Genomic DNA, 19,725 nt, shown 5'->3' on the forward strand with positions numbered 1-19,725 from the left:
GAGATCCCTTGCGATACATATACATCGGCACCGCCACGAGGCGTGGCCTCGCTGCCGATCTCCTCGCATGCATCGCCCAGCTGTTCGCCTTGAACTCCTCGCCAGCAAGCGCGACGTTCCGTGTCAGTCGCTGCTCAACATGTTTGTGGCCGACCGGCTCGCTGCGGAGCTTCAGAAGTTGGAAACCAATTAATCGTTCAAGCGGAAGGCTGGCGAACGCAAGCGCCCACTGGCGAGTTAACAGTCACGCGGCGTCGGCGCAGAGCAGTTCCGCCTGTTCGATTACGGTCTGGGTCGCTTTGTCCTGCTTGTCCGGCGGGTAGCCATACTTGCGCAGTATGCGTTTGACCATCACCCGGAGCTTGGCGCGGATCGACTCTCTGATCGTCCAATCGATCGAAGTGTTGCGGCGCACGGTGTCGGCCAGCTCGCGCGCAATCTGCTTTAGCGTTTCGTCGCCCAGCACCTTGACCGCGCTGTCGTTCACTTCGAGCGCCTCGTAGAAAGCCGCTTCGTCCTCGCTAAGCCCGAGATTCTCGCCGCGCCGCTGCGCCTCGCGCATCTCCTTGGCAAGCGCGATCAGCTCCTCGATTACCCGCGCCGTCTCGATCAGCCGGTTCTGATATTTGCGGATTGCCTGGTCGAGCAGTTCTGCGAAGGAACGCGCCTGAACGACGCTCTTACGCTGCCGCGTCTTGATTTCGTCCCTGAGAAGGCGCGCGAGCAGTTCGACCGCGACGTTGCGTTGCGGCAGCCCTCGCACCTCCTCCAGAAAGCGGTCCGAGAGTATCGACAGATCCGGCTTCTTCAGGCCCGCGGCCGAATAGATATCGATAACCTGGTCCGACGCGACCGCGCGCGAAACAAGCTGGCGTATCGCGTGCTCAATCTCATCCGGCGGCTTGCCGCTGCCGCTTGAAAGTTTCACCAGCCCGGCGCGCACCGCCTGGAAGAAACCGACGTCATCGCGAATGCGCAGGGCTTCATCGCTTGGGACCGCCAAGGCGAAGGCTTTCGAAAGTTGCGTCACGGCATCCAGGAAGCGGCTCTTTCCGCCGTCCTGCGCGAGGATATGCTCCTGCGCGGCAGGGAGCAGGCCGAGCCGCTGGGCTGGCGTGCCCGACTTCCAGAGCGACCAATCGAAGCCGTGAAAGAGGCCGCAGCAGACCTCGTACTTTTCAAGCATCGCGGCCACCGCTCGGCGCTGGTCGATTGCGGCGTCGCCTTTGCCGCCGCTCTCGGTGTAAGTCGCCAATGCGCGCTTCAGTTGGTCGGCGAGCCCGAGATAATCGACGATCAGGCCGCCTGGCTTGTCCCTGAAGACTCGATTCACCCGTGCGATCGCTTGCATCAGACCATGCCCGCGCATCGGCTTGTCAACGTACATCGTATGCAGCGGCCCGGCGTCGAACCCCGTGAGCCACATGTCTCGCACGATTACGATTTTCAGCGGGTCGGTCGGGTCCTTGAACCGCTCGGCCAGTTTAAGCCGGCGCGCCTTGTTCCGGACGTGGGGTTGCCATTCGGGCGGGTCCGAGGCGGAACCCGTCATGACAATCTTGATCGCGCCCTTCGTATCGTCGGGGTCGTGCCAACCCGGCCGCAGTTTGACGATCGCGTTATAGAGGTCAACGCAGATCCGCCGGCTCATCGCGACAACCAGGGCCTTGCCGTCCAGCGCCTCAAGCCGCTCTTCGAAGTGGTTCACCAGGTCGCGCGCGATAAGGTTTATCCGCTTTTCGGTTCCGACCAACGCCTCAAGCGCCGCCCACTTGGTCTTGAGCTTTTCCTTGCGCTCGATCTCCTCGCCCTCGGTGACCTCCTCGAATTCCGGATCGATCTTCGGCCTCTCCTCGGGCTTTAGCTCAAGCTTGGCGAGGCGACTCTCATAGTAGATCGGCACCGTTGCGCCGTCTTCGACGGCCCGTTGGATATCGTAGATATCGATGTAGTCGCCGAAGACCGCGCGTGTGTTCTTGTCCGCAAGCTCGATCGGCGTTCCGGTAAAGCCGATGAACGAGGCGTTCGGCAGCGCGTCGCGCATGTGTTTGGCGAAACCGTCGATAAAATCGTACTGGCTGCGATGCGCCTCGTCGGCAATCACAACGATATTGCGCCGTTCGCAGAGCAGCGGATGCCGATCGCCTTTTTCCTCGGGAAAGAACTTCTGGATCGTCGTGAAGACGATGCGGCCGGAAGGAACCCTCAGCCTCTGCCGCAGCTCGGCCCGGCTATTGGCCTGCACCGGCGCCTGCCGCAATAGATCGCTGCATCGCGAGAAGGTGCCGAAAAGCTGCTCGTCAAGGTCGTTGCGGTCGGTGAGCACAACGATCGTCGGGTTCTCCATCGCGGGATGCATCACGAGCCGGCCCGCGTAAAATACCATCGTCAGGCTTTTGCCCGAGCCCTGCGTATGCCAGATCACCCCGCAGCGCCGGTCGCCGGTTGCGCGCGACGCCTGGATTGTCGCCTCGATAGCCTTGTTGACGGCGTGGAACTGATGGTAGCCGGCGATTTTCTTGCTCATCTTGCCGGAACCTTCATCTTCGAAGGCCACAAAGTGGCGAATCAGGCTCAGGAAGCGACGCTTATCAAAGATGCCTTCGGTTACCACCTGCAATTGCGGCACTGTGGCCGGCGCAAGGGATCTGCCGTCGATCGTGCGCCAGGGCATGAAGCGCTCCCGGTCGGAAGTCAGCGAGCCAACCCGCGCCTCCACGCCGTCGGAGACGATCAGCAGCTCGTTGAACCGGAACAGCGACGGGATTTCGTTCTTATAGGTCTGAAGCTGGTTGAAGGCGCTCCAGATCGTGGCCTGTTCATCGGCCGGGTTCTTGAGTTCGATAATCGCGAGCGGCAGGCCATTTACGAAGATCAGCACGTCGGCGCGCCGCTCATGCTGGCTCTCAACGACGGTGAATTGATTCACAGCGAGCCAGTCGTTGTTGTCGGGCTCTTCGAAATCGATCAGGCGTACCGGCACTCCCGCGATCGATCCGTCCTCTCGCCGATGCTCGACCGTCAGGCCCTCGGCCAGCATCCGATGGAACGCGCGATTGTTCTGAATGAGGGACGGCGACTCAGTGCGCGTGAGTTTTCGGAAGGCCTCGTCGAGCAAGTCGGATGGCAGGTCGGGATTCAGCCGTTCGAGCGCCTCGCGCAGCCGCCGCACCAATAAGACTTCGTGGTAGTCGTCGCGTTCGGCCTTGGCCTCGCCTGGCGCGATCTCTGCCCCGTGCGCGGTCGTGTATCCGACGCCATCCAGCCACTCCAGTGCCGCTTCTTCCAACTCGGACTCTGTGAAGCCACCGCTCATGCTTCATCCATCATTGCGCGAGCCCACATTGCTTAAGGCGCTCCTGAGCGCGTTTGGTTAAGTTCTCAAGCTCGCTCTCGAACTCCCGCTGTTCGGCACGACGAAGGAGCTTCCCATGAATCCATTTGTGCGAGTCTCGAGCGCGTTCGATCGCTGTTGTGAATTTGCGCGTTGCAGTAGCAAACGCGCCGGTCAACGAATCGAAAACGGCGGCATCCTCGGCGATTGAGTAAAAGTACGTCGAAGCATACGAATATGCCTCCCTGCATGCTTTCAGAGTCGTCCAATCAAATCGATCGGCCAGCAGCGGGAGTTGCTCTGACCACGTGCGGTCGCTGTAATCTTTGAGGAACAGCTTCTCCATCTTTGAGAGGTTCGGTGACGACGAAGCCACGCTCGGCGGCGCGTGGCGAGCGTTGGAGCATCGCTCTGCCGTTTCTGACACTTTCAAGGCGACTGTCGCGTTGCGCATCATCTCGACCAAAAGTGCGCGCACAGCGGCTGTTCTTTCCTTGACGTGCTGGCGCCACTGCGCGAACAAGACTGCTCCCGCGCTGAGGGCCGCGCCAACGAAAGCGCCGATCAGGCCATCTAGGAGATGGCTTGATGTCACGCGGCCAACTCCTCACGAACGTCTTCACGATGGCTCCACGGCACCGGGTTGACCTCATAGTTGCGCAACGCCTCGAAAACCTCGGCGGGTATCGGATGCTCAGAGTCGTTGAGCAGCGCATAGGCTCGCGATGCCGGCGGCCGCACCTCGCGCGTGTCATGCCACGCAAACGCAAGCGCAACGGCCGTGTCGCGGCGCGGGCGGCTGACCGCCTGAACAATTCGCTCTGGCTGGCTAGGCGACTTGGGAATCGCAAAATCGAACAGATGGTCGTAGCCGCTCTTGCCGGTGAATTTGACGTTCGGGATGTAGCGAATCTGCTGGGCTTCAAGCCACGCCACCACGTCCTCGTAGAACAGGCTCTTCACGAGTGGCGATGCGACGTAAAACAGATCGTTCACCGCGAGCATCGCCTGAACGAGATTATGCTTGCGCAGTGGAAAGTGGTCGGGCGGGGCGTGAACCTCAAGGTTGTCATTGTTGAGCCTCACGCCGAAACCGTTCAGCGTTGTTCGAAGCAGGTCCTGCCGGCGGGGGCTGTCGAGGTTGCAGCCGGACAGGCGCAGGTCCTCAATCGTCTCGCCGCCATCGGTCAGCAGGTAGGCTCCATTCTCGCGCTTCGCGTAGATCTGCAGGTAGTCGTTGTGCCGGTCGAGATACGGGGTCGTGATCTCGACCCAATCCTTCACCTGGCGCAGGGCGGTCTTATCCTTCAGCCACGCGATGTATTGATCGACCAGATGCTGGATTTCGTCCGTCATGCAAACAGCCCCCGGCTGAAAGTCGGCTGCTCGACAATGTTGCAGAACTGCATGAAATCGTGAAGGGTCAGCCACGCATCCAGGACATTCGGGAAACGGTCCGCCGATAACGGATAGGCCCACTTGTCGCCGAAGCCTTCCCTGTAGATGTGTAGGTGTGGCGACGCGACCTCCTCGCCGTCAGGATTGCGATGAGGTTTTCCACCGAAGTCAAGCCGAACCAGCACGACGACGTGGCGCGCTCGGTTCTGGTAGGTTCCCTTAAGCAGGTCGATTCGCGCCCGATGCACGTCCAGAAGGAAATCCTCGCGGCCGTCGATCGATTCAAGCGGGACCGTCACTGAGCCGCCCAATCCAGGATACTGCCAAATGCGGTCATCAATGCGGCGCTTCCGCATCGCAATCAACCCATCCGCCTCGCCTTGTGTGAGGATGAGTTCCACCATCAGACGGCCTCTTTGACCAGTTGTCCAGCCTCCCTCACGCGAAGCTTGCCTGAGATGAGCTTCGGCAACAGCCTGTCGCGCATTTCCGCAAGTGTGCGCGATTCTTCGTCGTGGTGTTTAATGACGGTCATGATTGGCTGTACGAGGCGGCCAAACGATTCAGCAATGGGTGCCAGGGGTACGACCACAAGATAGCTGTCGAAACATGAGACCGGCACGCGCTGGCGCCCGGACGTCCCGCTCATGTTCGCGATTGCATGCGCTCGGAAATCGTAGCTTCTCGCGAGAAAGTAGCTAAACTCCAACGGCAGCGGGGGCTTGCTCCTGAGGACAATATATTCCGTGGAACCCCAGCCAACCTGACCATCCTCCAAAAAATCAACAAACGCCGTCTTGCCGTTTTCCAGACAGGGCGTGATGCGGGCAACGAGCGTATCGCCGTTTATGAACTTCATTCCGGAGGTGAAGGCGCGATCGACCCGTCCGAGTGGGCGAGGCGAGTTCGTAGGCATATTCGCCATGTCGAGGTAGGGCGACACTGCGCCCGCAGACAACGAACGCGGCGGATTAATCTCGAAAGCATCGCTTAGCCGGGTCGTGCCCCAGTCCTTCGGAATCCCGCCCAGTTCCGAGTCCTCGAAGGAGTCGGGGAAGAGGTCGTAGAGGTCGGCGGGGAGGCCGGGGAGCGATTGGCCGCGGCGCCATCGGCCGTCGATCTTGGCGCGGACCGGCTCGAAATCGACGAACCACGACTTGAAGATCGCGCGCGCCATCGCCTCCAGCGTCTCGTTCATCCGCCGGTTCAGCTCGATCTTGTCATCCAGCCCGCCGAGTATCTCCGTGACTGCGCATTGCTCCGATTTTGTGGGCAACGGGATTTCGAGGTTCTTTAGCCGGTCTGTGGGCAGGGTTCCAGTGCCGTGTCCGGCTTCTTGGACCATCGAAAGCAATTGTGGCTTTGCTGCAAGCAGCGCATATGTAAGGTAGCGGGGCTCGATAACGCGCTTGGGAACGATGGCCTTAACGTCTTGGTTGAAGGCCACTTCGCGACTGAGCGAGCAGATGGGAATGTCGTCCAGCAACGTCATTCCGCGAACTAAGATCAGGGTGGCGTTGGCGGGCGCAAGTTTTGACCCATTTGCAAGACCGGAAGTGGTAATGTGGTCCTCCGCGTCAACAAGGCGGCGCTGCTTCATATCTTTGGCTGAGACCCAAGGAATGTCCCCGCTCCAGTAGTCCGAGCGGGCCTTCGACGGTGTCCCGCCCGATAACATTTCCGTCACCTCTCCGAGTCTGATCCAAGCGATCGCAGCAGGCCGGCTCTGACCGTCAGCCTTCATGCTGCATACCGCAGAATCTCGACTTCCGCGTGCCGATCAGCCGCTTCCTGCGCTTTCGCATACACTTTCGCCGCGACCGCATCATCGAGATAGTATTCGCCGCAGTTCTGGCAGACATCCGCCGGCGTGCCCTTGACCAGCACGGTCGTTTCTCCGCGAGCCAGCGTCACCGTGACGACTCCCGGCCGGGTCTCACCGGTCTTGCAGATTACGCACTTCATCAGCTTCTCCGCGTTTTGAAATCCTCGCTCCAAAGGCTCGGGTCGGGACGATAGACCGTCACCACGAAACAAATTCCGCTCGCCGGGTCGCGCGCCACGACCAGGTGAAGCGGCTCGCCGCGCTCGAAGCCCAGGATGAGCACGCTTGGGTACGGCTGATCGTCAGGATACGACGCGATTATCTCCCCCTCCCTTATAATCCGTATCACGGCTTCAGGCGCGACCGAGCGCTCGAACATCCGCTCGAAGGCGTGGCGCGTAAAGCGGACGGCGCTACAGTCCATACCCGAGCGCCTTCAGGTTTTTGCGGATCGCCTCCTCAAGCTTGCGCCCCTCGGCCATCTGCCCGGCAAGCGTGCCCACCAGCCGGCGCATCTTTTCGTCGAACGGCTCGCCGTCATCCTCGACCGCCTCCGCGCCGACGTAGCGCCCCGGCGTCAGCACGTGGCCGTGGCCGGCGATCTCCTCGGTCGTCGCGCTCTTGCAGAAGCCCGCAACGTCCTTGTACTCGCCCGCGCCTTTCTCGCCGCGCCAGGCATGGTAGGTCGCGGCGATGCGCGCGATCTCCTCGTTGGTGAGTTCGCGATGGACCCGGTCGATCAGCACGCCCATCTTGCGCGCGTCGATAAAGAGCGTCTCGCCGCGCCGGTCGCGCAGGCGCGGGTCACGCTTGTTGCGCGCGAGAAACCACAGGCAGGCAGGAATCTGGGTCGCGTAGAAGAGCTGCGCCGGAAGCGCCACCATGCAATCGACCAGGTCGGCCTCGATAATCCGCCTGCGAATCTCGCCTTCGCCGGAGGTGTTGGACGACATGCTGCCGTTGGCCAGCACGAAGCCGGCAACGCCGTTGGGCGCCAGGTGATGGATGATGTGCTGCACCCAGGCGAAGTTGGCGTTGCCGGCGGGCGGCGCGCCGTACTTCCATCGCACGTCCTCGCGCAGGCGCTCGCCGCCCCAGTCGCTCATGTTGAAGGGCGGATTGGCCATCACGAAATCGGCCTTCAAGTCCTTATGCAGGTCGCGATGGAAACTGTCGGCGTGCTCGGGGCCGAGGTTGGCGTCGATGCCGCGAATCGCGAGGTTCATCTTGGCGAGCCGCCACGTGGTGGGGTTGGACTCCTGCCCGTAGATCGCGATGTCGCCAAGCTTCCCGCCATGCTCGCGGATGAACGCCTCGCTCTGGACGAACATCCCGCTCGATCCGCAGCATGGGTCGTAGACACGCCCCTTGAAGGGCTCGATCATCTCGACAATCAGGCGCACGACGCATCGCGGGGTGTAGAACTGGCCGCCCTTCTTGCCCTCGGCGCTGGCAAACTGGCCGAGGAAGTATTCGTAGACGCGGCCGAGGATGTCCTTTGAGCGATGCTCGGCGTCGCCCATGCTGATGGCGCCGATGAGATCGATAAGTTCGCCGAGCCGCTGCTTGTCGAGGGCGGGGCGGTTGTACTCCTTGGGCAGGACGCCCTTGAGTGAGGGGTTGTCGCGCTCGATCGCGACCATCGCGTCGTCGATCAGCTTGCCGATGGCCGGCTGCTTGGCATTGGCGCGAAGATGAGACCATCGCGCCTCCTTCGGAACCCAGAAGACGTTCTCGGCGCGGTATTCGTCGGGGTCTTCGGGATCGGCGCCCTGGGCCTGCTGGGCCACCAGCGCGGCGTGCTTTTCCTCGAACGCGTCGGAGATGTATTTGAGAAAGATCAGGCCGAGCACGACGTGCTTGTACTCGGCCGCGTCCAGGTTGTTGCGCAGCTTGTCGGCCGCCTGCCACAGGGTCTGCTCGAAGCCGAGCGTCGCTCCGTTATTGCCGTTGCGGCCGTTGGTACGTGATTTCGCTGGCCGCGCCATGCTCAGCTCTCCGCCTCTGTTGGCGCGCCACGGTGGCGGGTGTGGTCGTCGTCGGCGCTCGCGACGGCGGCGCTAAGGAATTCGTGAATCGTCACGATCCTGTTTCCTGCCTCGCGACGAGGGTAGGTGTCGCCGACCGCGTCCGGCGTCGGTTTCACCACGAGGGCGGGAACCTGCACGCCGAACCAGCACGCGGAGTGGCGATTCGTTCCGAACACTCTTTTGACTTCGTACTTCTTGTAGATGGCCGGAATGGTGGCTCGGGTATATTCCTCGAAGCGCTGCTCGGCGCTGAGCTTCAGGGAATCGATGCGCCGCACCCGAGCGCCGCGAAGCTCGAGACGCTCAAGGAGCGCCGGTACAGCGTCAAGCGCTCGATTCCGGTCGTCATCGAAAAGAATCGCGGAGTTCGACGGGAAATAAAACGTTAACTCCATGTGGCATGCGATAGCACACGCTCAGACCCGGCGTACAGGGGGTAATGGATTACGACGAGGTGGTAGTCCACCTTTCCTATGCGCCGGTGCGCGACCTCTACCGCTTGGAGACCAGCTGGACTGAGGCCCGGCAGGCGCCGCTGCCCGAGCCGTTCTCCGCGCTGGCCTGCCAGCTCCGCCTCTCGGCCTGAGCCGCATTTGCTGGTTCGCCGCCCAGGGCAGCATCTGGCTCGGACGGAGGCGGGATTTTACGCAGACCGGTTGTGACAGGGCGCCGTGGTCGCCGTGCGCTCGACCACAAGCAACGTTTTGACTGCCTGAGAGCGCCAAAGATTTGCCGGGTGAGCGTGCCGGCAATGTCTTACAGACCTTTAGTACTGATTCGGGCTTAGACTGCGAGCGCGAAAGGATCAGGTTCGAATGAATTGGTCGGCCATCCAAAACAGTTCACCGTTGGGCCGAATCCTGCGGACAGCGCTTCGGTGCATTCCGCCGGCGACGGTCATGAAGATCCGGCGCGGTCCGGCCAGGGGTTGCAGGTGGGTTTGCGGCAGTTCGGAGCACGGTTGTTGGCTGGGCACTTATGAGTTGGTTAAGCAGCGGGCGCTTGGCACTTTCATCCAATCCGGCTGGAACGTTTATGATATCGGCGCGCATGTCGGCTTCTACTCGCTGCTTTTCTCTAAGCTGGTGGGGCCGGCGGGCGCGGTTTGGGCCTTCGAGCCGTGTGCGGCCAACGTCGTACATCTGGCCGACCATCTGAGGCTCAACGAAATTCGCAATGTCACTGTCATCCAGGCCGCGGTAGGGGCCGGCGGCGGTTTGACCGGATTTACCACCCGGGCCCCGAGCAGCTCCCAAAACCGAGTCGATCCAACCTGCCGGGAGTTGCTCCTGCCGCAGGTCGCTTTGGACCAGCTTGAACTGCCGGCTCCCAACCTCATCAAAATGGACGTGGAAGGGGCCGAGTCCCAAGTGCTTCAGGGCGCGTCACGGCTACTGGCGTCAAGTCGGCCAATCATATTTATCGCGCTGCATAGCGAAGGGGAGCGCCAGAATTGCGCCGCGCTTCTGCGGCGCGCGTGTTACAAGCTTTACGACTTGTTCGGAAGCCAGAGCGATTGGATTCAGAGCGATGAGATCTACGCCGTGCCCGAAGAGATCGCGCTTGCGAGTCTGCCCCAGGAGTGCGACGGAGTCAGCGGATAGCCGCGGTGGCAGCGGAGCGAGGAGCGGCCGACACGGCCTGGCTGATCGCCTCGAAGGGATGGTCGGGATGGGCCTTGGCCAACGCGATGATACTGGCGATGGTGGCCCGCAAGTCGCCCTCATGCGCATGGTTAAGCGCGTCAAAGGCGTCCAGCCGATGAAAGTAGATTCGGTAGTTGATTATCACCGCGTTGTTGAGCGGCTGGCGATCGAGGTCGAAACGCTCCAGTCCCGAGAGCTGGGGGCGCAGGCGAGCGTAGTCGGCCTGGATGCTGGCAAAGAGCAGCTTACGCCGACGCAGCATTTGGGCCCGCGGCAGTTTGCTGGCGTACAGAAGAAGAAGACGAGCGACTTCCTGTTTGAGGAAAGCGGCAAAGGTCAGATCGCTTTGCAGCACCGCCCGCGCGGCAACCGCCTGCGGCGAGTTAGGCCCCTGGGTGAGTTCGAAAAAGCGCACCGCGCCGGCGTTACCGATCCAGCTCGCCGCTGACTCGTCGAACATCGCGTCGCCGGCCAGATAGTAGGTGCGATGAAACAGCTCGTGGATAATCACGCCGGCTAGCACCACCTGGTCCAGTCCCAGCAGGTTGGACAGCAGCGGGTCATCGAACCAGCCCAGGCTGGAAAAGGCCACCGCCGAGCGTACGAAGGTATCCAGCCCCTGCTCTTGCAAATCGGCGGCCGCGGCCTGCGCCGCGTGACGCGAGAAGAAGCCCTTGTAGGGCACGTCGCCCACAATCGGGAAATACCAGGTATGGGGCACGAGCTGGTCCGGCGGCGCCGCCATCAAGACCCAGGTCACGGCGGATTTGTCCACTGGCACCACACTGGAATAAGCCCCGCCGACATTGAGCCCCAGATTATCGCGGGCGAAATCGCGCACCGCCAGCACCAGTTTGAGTTTGGCGCGGATGTCGGGCGGCAGATCGGGCAGCTCCAGCACCTGCTCGATGGGCCGGCGCTTCCACAGCAGACGGACCTCTTCGTATGCGCCGTGCATCAGGTAGGGCACCTCGCAGCCGCCCAGCGCACCCGCCATTGCGAGCGCGGCGAGCAGGAGGGCGATCGCGCGCGGGCGTGCGCTCACCGATTCAGCCCGCTAGCGCGCTGGAGATCGAGCGCGCGCGAGTACTGCAATTCGAACAGCCGGTAGTAAAGGCCGCGGCGAGCCAGCAGTTCCTCGTGACTGCCACTCTCACGCAGCTCGCCGTGGCTCATCACCATGATGCGATCGGCACGCTCGATGGTGGACAAGCGATGGGCGATGATCAGGGCGGTGCGCCCTCGCAGCAGCGCATCCAGGGCAATCTGGATGCGTCGTTCGGTTTCGCTGTCAACGCTGGAGGTAGCCTCGTCCATCACCAGCACTGTGGGGTTGTAGACCAGGGCGCGGGCGAAGGAGAGCAATTGGCGCTGGCCGGCGGAGAGGTTGGAGCCGCGCTCGCGCAGCGGTTGGGCCAATTGCTCGGGCAGGGCCTCGACGAAATCCAGTGCCTGGGCTCGGCGCAAGGCCTGGCGCACCGCGGCCTCATCGAGCTCCTCGCGCCCCAGGCGCAGGTTGTCCAAAATGGTGCCCGAGAACATCTGCACATCCTGCTGAACCAGCCCAATGGTGCGGCGCAAGGCATGCAGCTCCCATTCGCGCACGTCCACGCCGTCAACCAAGATGCGCCCGCCGGTCACGTCATAGAAGCGGTTGAGCAGCTTGATGATCGTGGTCTTGCCCGCGCCGGTGGCCCCGACGATTGCCACCTTGCATCCAGGCTCGATCGTGAAGCTGAGGCCCTTGAGCACCTCTTCGCCGGGCCGATAGGCGAAGCGTACGCGGTCGAACTCGATAAATCCCCGGCGCTGCGCCGGCGTTCGCGGGCGGGAGGGCGAGGCGATGGTCACCGGCTCACGCATCAGCAGCTCCAGTCGCTCGGCAGCGACCAGAGCCGATTGCAACACGGTGTATTTGGAGGAGACATCGCGCAGGGGGAGAAAGAACTTCTGGGCGTACTCGAAAAAAGCGATCAGGGTGCCCAGGCCGATTAGCCGATGCATCGCCTCGCCGCCACCCTTCCACAGGATAAGCCCGATAGTAATCGAGCTGACCGCTTCGATGGTGGCGAACAGCCCGGCTTCGTAAACGTTGGCGGTCATTTGGGCATTGCGACTTTTGAGGTTGAGCTGGTCGAATTCACGCCCGGTCTCCGCCTGGCGGGTAAAAAGCTGAACGATCGCCATCCCGCCAATCGCCTCGGACAGATAGGAATTGAGCGCGGCCAAGCGCTCGCGGATATCGCGATAGACGTGGCGGGCGCGTACCTGAAAGAAACGCAGGATTAGGCTGAGCGGCCCGATCGCCACCATCGCCCACAACGCCAGGTGGCGGCTCAAAGTAAACATGATAACCGCAATGCCGCTCAGGGTCAGCAGATCCATCAGCAGGGTCAGCGAGCCCGAGGCGAACATCTCGTTGATAGCGTCGATATCGGTGGTCATGCGACTAACCAGACGGCCCACCGGGTTGTGGTCGAAAAAGGTCATCGGCAGCCGCTGGACGTGCTCAAATAGCGCTAGACGCAGATCGGACAGGCTATACTGAGCGACCATCATGGTCAGGTAAAATTGGCCATAGAAGCTCAAAAAATCGCCGGTCAGCAGCAGGCTGTAAATTCCACCCATCACCAGCAGGCCATGGCCGGGGCCGGCCGCCGCTAGCAGGCGCGCCAGCCAGGCCGGAGCATGGGCCCCGGGCCGACGCGCCAGGAACAGGTCGACGGTGAGCTTGACCAGGTAGGGCTGGGACAAACTCATCATGGTGTTGACCGGCATCAGCAGCAAAGACCATATGAAGGCCCCGCGGTATGGGCGCACGAAGCGCAGAATCCAGCCCAGCAAGCGCCAGTCGTGAGCCTCTAGCGGGGTTTGTTCCAACTCTTCCATCAGTAGGCGGCCAACTCCTCCTCCAGCAACTGGCGCCGGAACAACTCGGCGTATATTCCACCTTGCTCCATCAGACTTTGGTGTGTGCCGCGCTCGGCGATCCGACCCTGCTCCAGCACGATGATCAAATCGGCGTCGCGCACCGTGGAGGCGCGATGAGAGACTACGACAGTGGTGCGATGGCGGCCGGGGGCGGCGGCCAGATTGTGCAGGACGTTGCGCTCGGTTTCGGTATCGACGCTGGCCAGAGCGTCGTCGAGGACCAGGATGGGTGTGTCGTAAACCAGCGCGCGGGCGATAGTCACGCGCTGTTTCTGGCCACCCGAGAGCGCCATCCCGCGCTCGCCCACGATGGTCTGCAGCCCACGTGGCATCGCATTCAGATCGCTGCGCAGGCCGGCGACGTCGACTGCCTGTGACAAGGTCTCGGGTCCGGCCTCGATACGCCCGAAGGCGACGTTGTAGGCGATGGTCTGGGAGAACAAGTTGGCCTCCTGCGGCACTACGCCGACCACTCGGCGTAGCCGATTCAGCGGCAACTCGCGAATATCGCGGCCGTCGATCAGCACTTCGCCCTGGGTCGGTTCCAGCATTCGCGTCAGCAGCTTGATCATGGTGCTTTTGCCCGCTCCGGTGCGGCCCACGATTGCAAGCTTGCTGCCGGCGGGCACCGCAACGTTGATATCGCGCAAGGCATAGGCCTGCCCGCCCTTGCCGTTACCCAGCCACGCAAAATAGCTGAAGGAGATGTTGCGCCATTCCAACGCCCCCCTGATTTCGATCCTCTCCTCGGGCTCGACTTGGGCTGAGTTGATTCGGCCGTCGCTCAGGGCGGTCACTGCCCACGGCAGGGGCGCATCGAAAATCTGGTCGAGGCGGGCCAGCGAAGCGCGCCCGCGCTGGTAGATATTGATGAGATAGCTGAGCGACATCGTGGGCCAGGCCAGTTGTGCCAAATAACCCATGAAAGCGACCAGGTCGCCTAGTGACATGCGATGGGCGATGACCTGCGAGCCGCCGTAGATCAGCACGATCATCGACGAGCTGGCTGCGGCCAGGCGCACCAGCGGCGCCATTATGCCGCGCAGCCGGGCCAGAGCCAGCCCCTGCTCGTTGTATTCCTGGTTGATGCGGCGGAAGCGCGCGGCCTCGTGCTCTTCCACGCAATAGGCCTTGATCACATGGATTCCGGCCAGGCTCTCCTGCACCTTGGCGCCGATCCGCCCCAAGCCCTCCTGAACCTGGAGATTGCGCACCATCAGCGAGCGGCTTATCCGGCGTACGATCGCAAACATGATCAGGTAGGGGGTAATCGAGGCCGCAGTCAGGCGAGGGTTGATCGAGACCATCAGGATCAAGGCGTAGATGTAATAAAGCGGGGCGTTGACCGCGCTGAGCAGCCCCATCCCGACCATCATGCGCAGGGCGTTGATGTCGTTGATCATGCGCGACATCAGGTCGCCGGTTTGAAAGCGCTCGAAGAATTGCGGTCCCAGCCACAGTAGCCGTGTGAAGAGATCCTTGCGGATTTCGTACTCGATATCGCGCCCGGCGTTGAAAATCATGAAGCGCGAAAACCAGCGCACCACCCCCATCGTGGCCGCGGCCAGACCGATCAGCAGGGCGACTTTGGGCAGGCGCTCGTAATGGCCGGCCTGGATCGCGTTGATCCCGGAACGAAGCAGGGTGGGCACCGCCATCGCCAGCGTCGCGGTGCCGAAGGTGCAAAGCATGCCAATGGCGTAGCGCAGCCAGAACCGGCGCAAATAGCCGAGCAAGCGCCTCATGGTGGGGCTAAGTTAGCAGGTTTGCCCGGTCAAGGAAGTCACTGGAGCAATCAGGGCTAGCGGCCGCGGCGAGTCGCCAGCCGCCGCTCGTAGAGCTTGGCGTATTTGAGGAAGACGTAAAACGCTGCGGCCATCGAAGCGTATAGGCCTCGCCCGCCACCCCCGATCCCTCCGCGTAAAAAGTAAAAGTTGAAAAAGCGCCACAGCGGATGGGTCAGCATCCGCACGCTGGTCAGTGCGCCGGGGCGACCCTGCTGGGCCGCGCGCGAAGTTAGGCGGTTGATCGAAGCCACGTGATCGGCCACGTCGACGTAGCTGAAATGCAGGATGGGCGCGCGCAGGCGGGCCACTCTGCCCGCGACTTCGACCCGATCGTGCGGATCGACGCCCCCGATATGCGCGCGGTCGCGCCGAAATAGCCGGATCGGCCAATCCGGATAGAGTCGGCCGGTGAAGTAATGACCCAAATGATACAGGATGCGATGGATGCGATAGCCGTCGGCCGTGGCGCCGGCGGCCAAGGTCGTGGCGATCTCTTGACCCAAGGCAAAAGTAGCCTGTTCGTCGGAATCCAGCAGCAGGACCCACGGCTGGGTGGCTTGTTCCAAGGCGAATTGCTTTTGCGCGACGTAACCCGCCCAGGGCCGCTTGAACACGCGCGCTCCGGCGGCTTGAGCCAGTTCCGCGGTGCGATCGGTGGAGAGTGAATCGACCACGATGCGCTCCGCGCAAAAGCTGGCGCTGGCCAAGCACTGGCCGATTAACCGCTCGTTGTTGAACGAAGTGACGATCAGGCTTATCGCCTGCTCCGACCTCGCCACTTATCGAGCCTCCACCGGATCGAGTTGGGCCAGAAAATGGGAGGACAAAGCCAACGCACGCTGATATTGGGAGTGGTCGAGATGGCCCCGCATCAGCTCCACCCGCAGGAAAAGAAAATAGGTCTGGATGACATCGCGCAGACAGTACTGGCGGATCTCGACCATCCGGCCAGCCTCGTAAAGACTTTGAACTTGACCGCCATCCACCGTCCCCTTCCCCGGCAGACCGATGAGCTTGAGCGCCAAATCCAGTCCGCCCCGCAGCCCCACCGCACCGCCATTGGTAAGGAAATCCAGCAAGTCCAGGTGGCGGGGTTGATCGCCCCGGCGCTGGGCGAAATGGCGGGGCGCGCTGAGGCCCCAGCGTAAGGCTTGTAGTTCGAGCACCGGCAGGTCGAAGCGTGTCCCGTTGAAGGTCACCAGGAGGTCACCGGTGCGCTCGGCGCGATGCCAGAACTCACGCACCATCGCTTCTTCACTGCCCGCCTCGGCCAGGCAGGTGACCGATTCCAGGACATGGTCAGCGTTGACCTCACCCCATCCGATCGCGATCGGGACGTGCAGCGAGATCGGAAAAAAACCGTTGCCGAGCTGATCGCGCATCTGGACGTAAGCTTGGTCTTCATTGGCCGCGTCAGCTCCGAAGACCGCCTTGAGCAAGGTCTTATCGATACGGGTTTCGATATCCAAGACGGCAAAACGCATGGCTAATGTCCAATGGAGCTCAAGCAGGTAAGCCGATGTGCCTAACGGCGCAGATTCGAGCAGCGGGCAGAAAGAAGCGCCGCCCAGGCAAAAGGCTGCCGGCGCGCGACCGCCGCCAACCTTCGTGTGTCTGCAAGTGACTCGGGCCCATGCGACAGCGCCTAATGCTGAGGCGTCGGGGCGTTGTTAATGCGCTGCCAGACCTGCTCGGCAATGGCGCGGAACTCTTGGCTGATAGGATGGCCAGGATTGCTGGCTACCAGCGGGCGTGCCAAATCCGAGCCCTCGCGCAGCGCGGGCACCAGTGGTAGCTCGCCGAGCAAGGGCAGATTGAGTTCCGCGGCCATCCGCGCGCCGCCGCCGGAGCCGAAAAGCTGATGGCGATGGCCGCATTTGCCGCACAGGTAATAGCTCATGTTTTCGATGATGCCCAAGACTGGGGTCTGGACTTCGTTGAACATCGTCACGCCACGGCGTACGTCGAGCAGCGCGACTTCCTGTGGCGTGGTCACGATTACTCCACCATCGAGCGCCACGCGCTGAGTGATCGTAAGCTGGGCGTCGCCGGTGCCGGGGGGCAGGTCAAGCACCAGGCAATCCAGCTCGCCCCACTCCACGTTGAACAGGAACTCGGTCTCAAGCTTGGTCACCATCGGGCCGCGCCAAATGACCGGCGCCTGGTCGCCTACGAACAGCGCCATTGAGATGTAGCGAATCCCATAACGCTGCAGGGGAATGATCCGACGCTGAGCGTCGACCTCAACCGCGTCGGCACCCAGCATCATCGCGGCGCTGGGGCCGTACACGTCGGCGTCCATCAGGCCGATGCGCAAGCCCATCCCGGCCAGTGCCAGGGCCAAGTTGACCGCCACGGTCGATTTGCCCACCCCACCCTTGCCGCTGGCAACCGCGATGACGTGGCTCACCCCGGGCACGCCGCGACGCGAGGCCATCGCTTCCTCGCGGCTGGGCGGCGGCGGCTTGGCGCTTTCAACCTCCACTCGAACCTGACCTGTGCCGTCCATCGCTTCGACCGTGCGCTTGACCGTCAGGGCGACTGCTTGGGCCAGCTCGGGATTACGGGAAATCGGGCCCATCGAGACGACTACCCCGGCGGAGCTGACCTCGATGTCCTTGATGAGGTTGAAAGAAACGATATCGCGCTCGAAGCCGGGGAATTTGACTGACTTCAGGCGAGTTAAGATTTCCTGTGGGCTGGGCATTATCCTTCGCGTCAATGGGAAAGTGGCAGAACTCAGTAAATGGTATCATTCGCGCCTAGGAGCGCGAAACCGTGGCGCGATGTACCAGTCAGCCTGAGAGTCGATTGCCAAGGAAGCTAACCACGCTCAAGCTAGGCCAGTAGATACGGTACGAGGGCGATGACAAAAACGGAGCAGCGCAGTCCCGTGGCGATCCTCGTGCCCGAGGATGCCGGAGTGGTGCAAAACCACGCCGCGGATGAACTGGCCCAAGGCTTGGCTTTGATGCTGGGTTGGGCGCCACGACGCGAGGTCGCGCCAATTGATGCGTCAACGCTGGCGATAGGGACGCGGCCCGAAGCAAACGCCCCACGGGCGCCTGCTGATGGGTATGCGATTGAAGTCGCGGGCCAGACGCTGTGGCTGGTTGGTGCTGGGCCGCGTCAATTACTGGATGCGGTGTGCGCACTGCTGCGCCGGCTGGGAGCGAGCTTCCCCTTGGGCGGCGCGCCGCGCTTTCCATCCATAGCCACGTCCGCCGCCGATGAGTGCCTACCCCCGGCCCTGCGTGAGGTTGGCGCGGTGCGCTGGGCCCCGCCATTCAACCGGCGCGCGCTGGTTTCCGACATCATGACTTGGCATTATGCCCAGGCCGACCGTTTGCAGGCCCATTTGGCTGACGATCGCGAGTTCATTCCCTGGATGGCGCGGTGCGGAATCAACGCCTTCTTTTACATTCGCCACGCCGTCGATAGCCGCTACCGGATCGAAGAACTGGAGCCTTTGATGGAGCGCTGGGGCGTGCAGATCGAGTATGGCGGCCATATCCTACAGCAATTGTTGCCGCGCGAACTTTTCGCGCACTGTCCGCAGCTTTTTCCCCAGGCGGCCGACGCGACCCGCAATCCGCGGGGCAATCTGTGTGTCTCTCAACCGCGCGCGCTGGAACTGATCGGGACAAATGCGCGCGAGTACTTGCGGCCGCATCCCGATATTCGCCGTCTGCACATCTGGGGCGCCGACGTTTTCGCGGGGGCGTGGTGCGAATGCGCGCAGTGCCGCGAGTTGGCGCCGCAAATCCAGTACATGCGCGCGGTCACGGCGATCGCTCAGGCCGCGGCGCCGGTAGAGGTCGCATACCTGGGCTATCACGACACTTTGGAGCCGGTCCCAGGGCTCAATCCCCCCGACAACGTGTGGCTAGAATGGGCCCCGCGCGAGCGTTGCTATCGGCACGCGATCGACGATCGCGACTGCCAGCGCAACGCTCGCTATTTCGAGGCTTTGCGCCGCTACCTGGATATCTTCGCCGGCCGCTGCCACGTCTTCGAGTACTATGCCGACGCCATCCTGTTCGGCGGACTGAGCGTAGCGATGCCACGGACGATCGCCCGCGACTTACGCGCCTACCGGGCCCTGGGTATTCGCAGCATCTCGTGCCTGACCTTCGGTGCCTTCAGCGTGTTTGCCTATCCCGCCAACCTAATCGCCTTCGCCGAGCTGTCGGCCGATCTCGAAGCGCCCTCGACCCAGCTCCTGGCACGGGCCGCGGGCGAGCGGCATGGGTTATGTGCCCCACGGGCCGCGCAGGCCTATGCCGAAGTCGAGAATGCGACTCGCCTGACACTCGATTATGGCGACGTGATGCGCCCCTATGTGCCGGCGCAGCAGCGCGAGACGAAGCGGCGCGAGTTGGAAGCGGCGGCGATGGCGTTGCGCCGCGCCCGCGCGCTGGCGATTTCGTCAAACGGAGATCCACTGATGGTGGCCGAGGCCCAGCTATGGGATTACGGCGCGACCACGCTCCAGGGCTTGGCCGAATTCCTGTGCGCGCTGCACACCGCGGACCGCGCGCGCGGCGAAGCGGCAATCGCGCGACTAAGCGCGGCCCTGGGGCTCGTGCGTGCGATTCATGCCGATATCAAAGGTACCTGGGGGGCCTTCGACCTCGAGCGTTTCCATCAGATTTGGCTTAATCGGATGCAGCGCGAACTGGTCCAAACCAAATAGCTGGGCGGGTGCCTGATCAAGCAACAGAAGTCTTCCAATCAACTCCGCGCGTCAAAGTTACTTACCCAGACGCAGGGC

General features: G+C 62.4%; 18 protein-coding genes. 3 read left to right on the forward strand and 15 right to left on the reverse strand.

Features of this window, described 5'->3' with window-relative positions:
• Positions 1–244: 244 nt before the first annotated feature.
• Genes VKV28_11010 through VKV28_11050 form a run of 9 tightly spaced genes read right to left on the reverse strand, consistent with a single transcriptional unit; the run spans position 245 to position 8,982 of the window.
• Positions 245–3,316 carry a type I restriction endonuclease subunit R gene (locus VKV28_11010; protein ID HLH77324.1) on the reverse strand — a complete coding sequence of 1,024 codons (3,072 nt, stop codon included), beginning with the start codon at positions 3,314–3,316 and terminating at the stop codon, positions 245–247.
• A gap of 10 nt (positions 3,317–3,326) precedes the next feature.
• A complete protein-coding gene (locus tag VKV28_11015) occupies positions 3,327–3,929 on the reverse strand; it encodes a hypothetical protein (protein HLH77325.1) in 603 nt (200 codons plus the stop codon).
• Complete coding sequence (locus VKV28_11020; GenBank protein ID HLH77326.1) at positions 3,926–4,690, reverse strand: DUF1829 domain-containing protein; 765 nt, start codon at positions 4,688–4,690, stop codon at positions 3,926–3,928. The genes VKV28_11015 and VKV28_11020 overlap by 4 nt, the downstream gene beginning before the upstream one ends.
• Complete coding sequence (locus VKV28_11025; GenBank protein ID HLH77327.1) at positions 4,687–5,136, reverse strand: hypothetical protein; 450 nt, start codon at positions 5,134–5,136, stop codon at positions 4,687–4,689. The genes VKV28_11020 and VKV28_11025 overlap by 4 nt, the downstream gene beginning before the upstream one ends.
• The gene (locus VKV28_11030; GenBank protein HLH77328.1) at positions 5,136–6,476 is read right to left on the reverse strand and encodes a restriction endonuclease subunit S; all 1,341 of its coding nucleotides are present in this window, start codon (positions 6,474–6,476) and stop codon (positions 5,136–5,138) included. Before VKV28_11030 ends, VKV28_11025 begins: the two co-directional genes overlap by 1 nt.
• Positions 6,473–6,697: a type II toxin-antitoxin system MqsA family antitoxin gene (locus tag VKV28_11035; GenBank protein HLH77329.1), complete on the reverse strand. Its 225-nt coding sequence runs from the start codon at positions 6,695–6,697 to the stop codon at positions 6,473–6,475. Before VKV28_11035 ends, VKV28_11030 begins: the two co-directional genes overlap by 4 nt.
• Positions 6,697–6,981, reverse strand: coding sequence for a DUF4258 domain-containing protein (locus tag VKV28_11040; protein ID HLH77330.1), 285 nt, complete (start codon positions 6,979–6,981; stop codon positions 6,697–6,699). The genes VKV28_11035 and VKV28_11040 overlap by 1 nt, the downstream gene beginning before the upstream one ends.
• Positions 6,971–8,545: a class I SAM-dependent DNA methyltransferase gene (locus VKV28_11045; GenBank protein HLH77331.1), complete on the reverse strand. Its 1,575-nt coding sequence runs from the start codon at positions 8,543–8,545 to the stop codon at positions 6,971–6,973. Before VKV28_11045 ends, VKV28_11040 begins: the two co-directional genes overlap by 11 nt.
• 2 nt (positions 8,546–8,547) lie before the next feature.
• Entirely contained in the window at positions 8,548–8,982 is a 435-nt protein-coding gene (locus tag VKV28_11050; protein HLH77332.1) for a hypothetical protein, read from the reverse strand.
• A 44-nt stretch (positions 8,983–9,026) separates the two neighbouring features.
• On the opposite strand from VKV28_11050, the gene VKV28_11055 reads away from it, so the two are divergent.
• Together VKV28_11055 and VKV28_11060 are read left to right on the forward strand one after the other, a co-directional pair.
• Complete coding sequence (locus VKV28_11055) at positions 9,027–9,173, forward strand: hypothetical protein (GenBank protein HLH77333.1); 147 nt, start codon at positions 9,027–9,029, stop codon at positions 9,171–9,173.
• Between the two features lie 397 nt (positions 9,174–9,570).
• Entirely contained in the window at positions 9,571–10,191 is a 621-nt protein-coding gene (locus tag VKV28_11060; GenBank protein HLH77334.1) for an FkbM family methyltransferase, read from the forward strand.
• On the opposite strand, the gene VKV28_11065 is transcribed toward VKV28_11060, so the two are convergent.
• The 6 genes from VKV28_11065 to VKV28_11090 all read right to left on the reverse strand — a co-directional run bounded on the left by VKV28_11065 (position 10,181) and on the right by VKV28_11090 (position 17,658).
• Entirely contained in the window at positions 10,181–11,278 is a 1,098-nt protein-coding gene (locus tag VKV28_11065; protein ID HLH77335.1) for an aminopeptidase, read from the reverse strand. The genes VKV28_11060 and VKV28_11065 overlap by 11 nt on opposite strands.
• Complete coding sequence (locus VKV28_11070) at positions 11,275–13,122, reverse strand: ABC transporter ATP-binding protein (protein HLH77336.1); 1,848 nt, start codon at positions 13,120–13,122, stop codon at positions 11,275–11,277. Before VKV28_11070 ends, VKV28_11065 begins: the two co-directional genes overlap by 4 nt.
• Positions 13,122–14,909, reverse strand: coding sequence for an ABC transporter ATP-binding protein (locus VKV28_11075; GenBank protein ID HLH77337.1), 1,788 nt, complete (start codon positions 14,907–14,909; stop codon positions 13,122–13,124). The genes VKV28_11070 and VKV28_11075 overlap by 1 nt, the downstream gene beginning before the upstream one ends.
• A 56-nt stretch (positions 14,910–14,965) precedes the next feature.
• On the reverse strand, positions 14,966–15,730 hold the full coding sequence (locus VKV28_11080) for a glycosyltransferase family 2 protein (protein HLH77338.1): 765 nt from the start codon (positions 15,728–15,730) through the stop codon (positions 14,966–14,968).
• The gene (locus VKV28_11085; GenBank protein HLH77339.1) at positions 15,731–16,435 is read right to left on the reverse strand and encodes a ribonuclease H-like domain-containing protein; all 705 of its coding nucleotides are present in this window, start codon (positions 16,433–16,435) and stop codon (positions 15,731–15,733) included.
• A 161-nt stretch (positions 16,436–16,596) separates the two neighbouring features.
• Positions 16,597–17,658: an Mrp/NBP35 family ATP-binding protein gene (locus tag VKV28_11090; protein HLH77340.1), complete on the reverse strand. Its 1,062-nt coding sequence runs from the start codon at positions 17,656–17,658 to the stop codon at positions 16,597–16,599.
• Between the two features lie 159 nt (positions 17,659–17,817).
• Between VKV28_11090 and VKV28_11095 the strand changes: the two genes are divergently transcribed.
• Positions 17,818–19,647: a hypothetical protein gene (locus VKV28_11095; protein HLH77341.1), complete on the forward strand. Its 1,830-nt coding sequence runs from the start codon at positions 17,818–17,820 to the stop codon at positions 19,645–19,647.
• Positions 19,648–19,725 lie beyond the last annotated feature (78 nt).

The organism is Candidatus Binataceae bacterium, assembly GCA_035294265.1.
Taxonomy (GTDB): Bacteria; Desulfobacterota; Binatia; order Binatales; family Binataceae; genus DATGLK01.

Excerpts from the sequence above, each read along its gene's own strand:
- VKV28_11010 (HLH77324.1), bottom strand. The coding sequence starts at position 3,316 with ATGAGCGGTGGCTTCACAGAGTCCGAGTTGGAAGAAGCGGCACTGGAG.
- VKV28_11020 (HLH77326.1), bottom strand. The coding sequence starts at position 4,690 with ATGACGGACGAAATCCAGCATCTGGTCGATCAATACATCGCGTGGCTG.
- VKV28_11025 (HLH77327.1), bottom strand. The coding sequence starts at position 5,136 with ATGGTGGAACTCATCCTCACACAAGGCGAGGCGGATGGGTTGATTGCG.
- VKV28_11030 (HLH77328.1), bottom strand. The coding sequence starts at position 6,476 with ATGAAGGCTGACGGTCAGAGCCGGCCTGCTGCGATCGCTTGGATCAGA.
- VKV28_11035 (HLH77329.1), bottom strand. The coding sequence starts at position 6,697 with ATGAAGTGCGTAATCTGCAAGACCGGTGAGACCCGGCCGGGAGTCGTC.
- VKV28_11040 (HLH77330.1), bottom strand. The coding sequence starts at position 6,981 with ATGGACTGTAGCGCCGTCCGCTTTACGCGCCACGCCTTCGAGCGGATG.
- VKV28_11045 (HLH77331.1), bottom strand. The coding sequence starts at position 8,545 with ATGGCGCGGCCAGCGAAATCACGTACCAACGGCCGCAACGGCAATAAC.
- VKV28_11050 (HLH77332.1), bottom strand. The coding sequence starts at position 8,982 with ATGGAGTTAACGTTTTATTTCCCGTCGAACTCCGCGATTCTTTTCGAT.
- VKV28_11055 (HLH77333.1), top strand. The coding sequence starts at position 9,027 with ATGGATTACGACGAGGTGGTAGTCCACCTTTCCTATGCGCCGGTGCGC.
- VKV28_11070 (HLH77336.1), bottom strand. The coding sequence starts at position 13,122 with ATGGAAGAGTTGGAACAAACCCCGCTAGAGGCTCACGACTGGCGCTTG.
- VKV28_11075 (HLH77337.1), bottom strand. The coding sequence starts at position 14,909 with ATGAGGCGCTTGCTCGGCTATTTGCGCCGGTTCTGGCTGCGCTACGCC.
- VKV28_11085 (HLH77339.1), bottom strand. The coding sequence starts at position 16,435 with ATGCGTTTTGCCGTCTTGGATATCGAAACCCGTATCGATAAGACCTTG.
- VKV28_11090 (HLH77340.1), bottom strand. The coding sequence starts at position 17,658 with ATGCCCAGCCCACAGGAAATCTTAACTCGCCTGAAGTCAGTCAAATTC.
- VKV28_11095 (HLH77341.1), top strand. The coding sequence starts at position 17,818 with ATGACAAAAACGGAGCAGCGCAGTCCCGTGGCGATCCTCGTGCCCGAG.